The 3,377-nt window shown below is 34.8% G+C and carries 4 protein-coding genes; 2 read left to right on the forward strand and 2 right to left on the reverse strand.

Annotated features, from left to right (window positions below):
- Positions 1-177 precede the first annotated feature (177 nt).
- Positions 178-474 carry a helix-turn-helix domain-containing protein gene (locus KHM83_RS19395; RefSeq protein ID WP_213238692.1) on the forward strand — a complete coding sequence of 99 codons (297 nt, stop codon included), beginning with the start codon at positions 178-180 and terminating at the stop codon, positions 472-474.
- A complete protein-coding gene (locus KHM83_RS19400; RefSeq protein WP_213238695.1) occupies positions 471-1,361 on the forward strand; it encodes an IS3 family transposase in 891 nt (296 codons plus the stop codon). The genes KHM83_RS19395 and KHM83_RS19400 overlap by 4 nt, the downstream gene beginning before the upstream one ends.
- 77 nt (positions 1,362-1,438) lie before the next feature.
- On the opposite strand, the gene KHM83_RS19405 is transcribed toward KHM83_RS19400, so the two are convergent.
- Both KHM83_RS19405 and KHM83_RS19410 read right to left on the reverse strand, forming a co-directional pair.
- Positions 1,439-2,065, reverse strand: coding sequence for a hypothetical protein (locus KHM83_RS19405; RefSeq protein ID WP_213238693.1), 627 nt, complete (start codon positions 2,063-2,065; stop codon positions 1,439-1,441).
- Between the two features lie 28 nt (positions 2,066-2,093).
- Positions 2,094-3,227, reverse strand: coding sequence for an AlbA family DNA-binding domain-containing protein (locus KHM83_RS19410; protein ID WP_246543214.1), 1,134 nt, complete (start codon positions 3,225-3,227; stop codon positions 2,094-2,096).
- Positions 3,228-3,377 lie beyond the last annotated feature (150 nt).

Genomic DNA, 3,377 nt, shown 5'->3' on the forward strand with positions numbered 1-3,377 from the left:
AATATCGATAGATTTTGAAAACTGCCTTTTAGGGAGTCTTATTAAAGTTGCCCTTTTTTAGACCTACTGATTAAAGTGAATTTCCGGTTATTTTAGTCTTGACTTTTCATAGCTGGTCTCCGATCTACTGGAGGAAAAGGGAGTGAAATCTATATGACCAAAGGGCGGTCCACTACATTGAATGAACGAATAGAAATTGTGAGTTACTGTATAGCTCAAAACAAAGATTATACAAAAACTATGGAAAAGTATAAGGTATCTTATCAGCAGATTTACAGCTGGGTTAAGAAATATGAGAAGAATGGCGTAGATGGCCTAATCGACAAACGTGGAAAGAAAAAACCTCTGGTAGATATGACAGAAGTCGAACGCTTACGCGCTGCAAATAAGTTGCTTCAATCTGAAATCGAACAAAAATCCATGGAGATTGATTTGTTAAAAAAGCTCGAAGAACTGGAAAGGAGGCGACGCTGAGCGGAGTACGTCAAGAATCCCTCTATAAGGCCATAAAAGAACTGAATGAAGAAAAAAGATACCCTATAGAAAGACTATGCAAAATACTAAGCCTCAACAGGTCTTCATACTATAAGTGGCTTCGAAGAAACAAGAGTGGAAGAGAAATAGAGAATGAGGATATCACACACAAGCTAGCATATCTATATGCTATGTATAATGGCATCTATGGTTACAGAAGGCTTAGAGATGAGCTGGAAGAACAGTTTGGAATCGACTGTAGTGAAGGTCGTATTTACCGTCTAACCAGCCTGGTTGGATTGAAGTCAGTAATCCGACGAAAGCGACCAAAGTATCAGCGCTCCACTCCTGAAATTACAGCTGAAAATATACTCAATCGTGACTTTAGAGCAGATAAACTGAATGAAAAGTGGCTGACTGATGTTACGGAACTGAAATATGGAAATGGCCAGAAACTTTATCTCAGTGCAATCCTTGACCTCAAGGACAAGAGTATCGTCTCCTTTTCCATAGGTTCTAGCAACAACAATAAGCTTGTTTTCGACACATTTGATTTGGCTGTTGAAAAGTATCCTGATGCAAAACCACTATTTCATAGCGACCGAGGGTTTCAATATACCAGTAAACAGTTCAGACATAAACTCGATGAAGCAGGTATGTTACAAAGTATGTCTCGGGTAGGTCGATGTATCGATAATGGGCCCATGGAAGGTTTCTGGGGGATTATCAAGTGCGAAATGTACTATCTGAACCAGTTCCGTACATATCATGATTTACAGGATTCAATAAGTAAGTATATCCATTTTTATAATTATGAACGCAGACAAAGAAAACTCAATATACTACCCCCAATGTCCTATCGTTCGATCCTTGAAAATGCTGCATAGAAAAAAGAGTCCCACCAAGATGATGGAACTCAATAATTATTTTTGTTATTTATACTGTCTACTTGACTTATAGCAGATCATGCTTCAATAATTGCTCTGTTTGTATTTAGAGCATTCTGTAATTGTACTTGTTCCATCACCCAGAGATTATTACTAAATAGCTCATTCATTTTAGTAATCGCCTCAATATGATTGTATATCCCTCCAAATTTAGAATAATTCTTAGAGATATTAATAACCTGAGAAATGGATGACAGATTGCCCTTAAATGTTGCATCTGTCATCGTTTTAATTTTTCGATTTAGCTTCTGTAGCTCTTCTTTTTCCATCTCATGTAATAATGCATATTTCTCAATAAAATCAATATCTTTCTTCCTTAATACATTTTCAAGTTGAGAAAGATATCCACTTTGTTGATATATAACCTCAATAATATGCTCACCATCACTTGGAGACATTGTATTCATATCTTTTAGCTCAAGCGTAAAAGGGATTTCACTATTAATGACTTTCCAATTCGTTTTTATCATTTCGAACAGCATATTATAGAATGCTTCATCTTTATCTTGGTTATTTTTTAAGCAGAGTTCATATACCTCATGTGAGCTCATACTGTATCCAATGGGAACCTGATAATTTAGACCGCTGATATTAACAGAAACTGTTTTAATTGACTTTTTCAAGTTTGATATTATACGTTCCATTAAGATGATATGCCCCCTTCTACATTGATTACATCTTTCTATATTCTGCTAACATTCTTTTAAGAACCTGCACATTATGATACTGTTTCTTGAATTCTTCCATAATATAACCTTCAATTTCCGGAAAGTGCGGAAGCCAAATGTCTGCTGTGAATTTATCCTTCTTATGCCATATATTTTGTACATAATTTTCAAATGACTCTTTCTCCATTTCGGACTCAAAAATCAAAATGCATTCTTCGAACCTGTTATGAGCTGTCGTTTCTTCATCACCATCAGGTTCATAGTAAAATTCGTGAATAATATACGGCAATGTACCCTTAATATAATATTTATAAGTTACATCCCATTTATGATAAGCATTAAAAGAAATTCCATCAGTCATTGGTGTAGGCGTAAAATATCTGCCACCATCCAGACTAACTCCCTCAAAAGTTGACAGTAACGTCTGATGGTAGAATATTCTTATCTCTCTCCACCGGGGCTCAATATCCGTTTGATTAAACAAATAGTATTGATATGCCGTTTCCTCACCATCCAACGTATACTCTATTGTAAACTCTGGAAAAAACTTATGGTATCTCTTCACTGTTTCCCAGTTTGTTGGCGCTTGTAGCCATTCATCTGGGTTATGCAAGAAATTAGTAATTTTCTCTAATGGTGTCAAAATTATACCAAATCTCTTTTTCCATAAATATTCCACATGGTGAATATCAGCAGATTTTTCTTTAGGTGTGTTTGTATCCATTACACGCGTATAAATATTATTTGCTTGAACATTCTGATATCTTTCAGTTAAATAAAAGGGCGTATTGCTACTATTTTTTACCACTATTACATCAATACATCTCTTAGATAAAGTCATTGACTCTACATAAACTGTAGGTCGTATACCGCTTACAAACTTTTTATCCTTTAAAAAATCAACAAGCATTTGAGTATTTTTACGATTCTCATCGTTATTGACACCCAGTGGATTATGATTATTTTCCTCATCAATTCCAATAATAATATATGCATCTCTATTTTCAAGATTATTGGCTAAGCACATGATATCGTGAAGTAAATCCGCTTTCTTTTCCTTTGAGTACCACTCTCTTTTAAAATCCCAATATGAACCTTCTTGCTTTAATTCGATCAGAGATTGTATTTCTGAATGCATCTTTCTCACCTCCACCCAAAATTTAATTGAAATTTCAGAGAAATAACAAAAGTATTATGATTGATTTATCTCTAGGGCCATTTTTTCAATGAACTCTATGTATTCAGGCTTATCCATATCATTATTTGCAAGAATTTGTTCGACATTAAT

The sequence above is a fragment of the Fusibacter paucivorans genome (assembly GCF_018390735.1).
Classification (GTDB): domain Bacteria; phylum Bacillota; class Clostridia; order Peptostreptococcales; family Acidaminobacteraceae; genus Fusibacter; species Fusibacter paucivorans.

Bases quoted from the DNA above. Each gene is read 5' to 3' on its own strand.
- KHM83_RS19405 (WP_213238693.1), bottom strand. From the start codon at position 2,065: ATGGAACGTATAATATCAAACTTGAAAAAGTCAATTAAAACAGTTTCT.
- KHM83_RS19410 (WP_246543214.1), bottom strand. From the start codon at position 3,227: ATGCATTCAGAAATACAATCTCTGATCGAATTAAAGCAAGAAGGTTCA.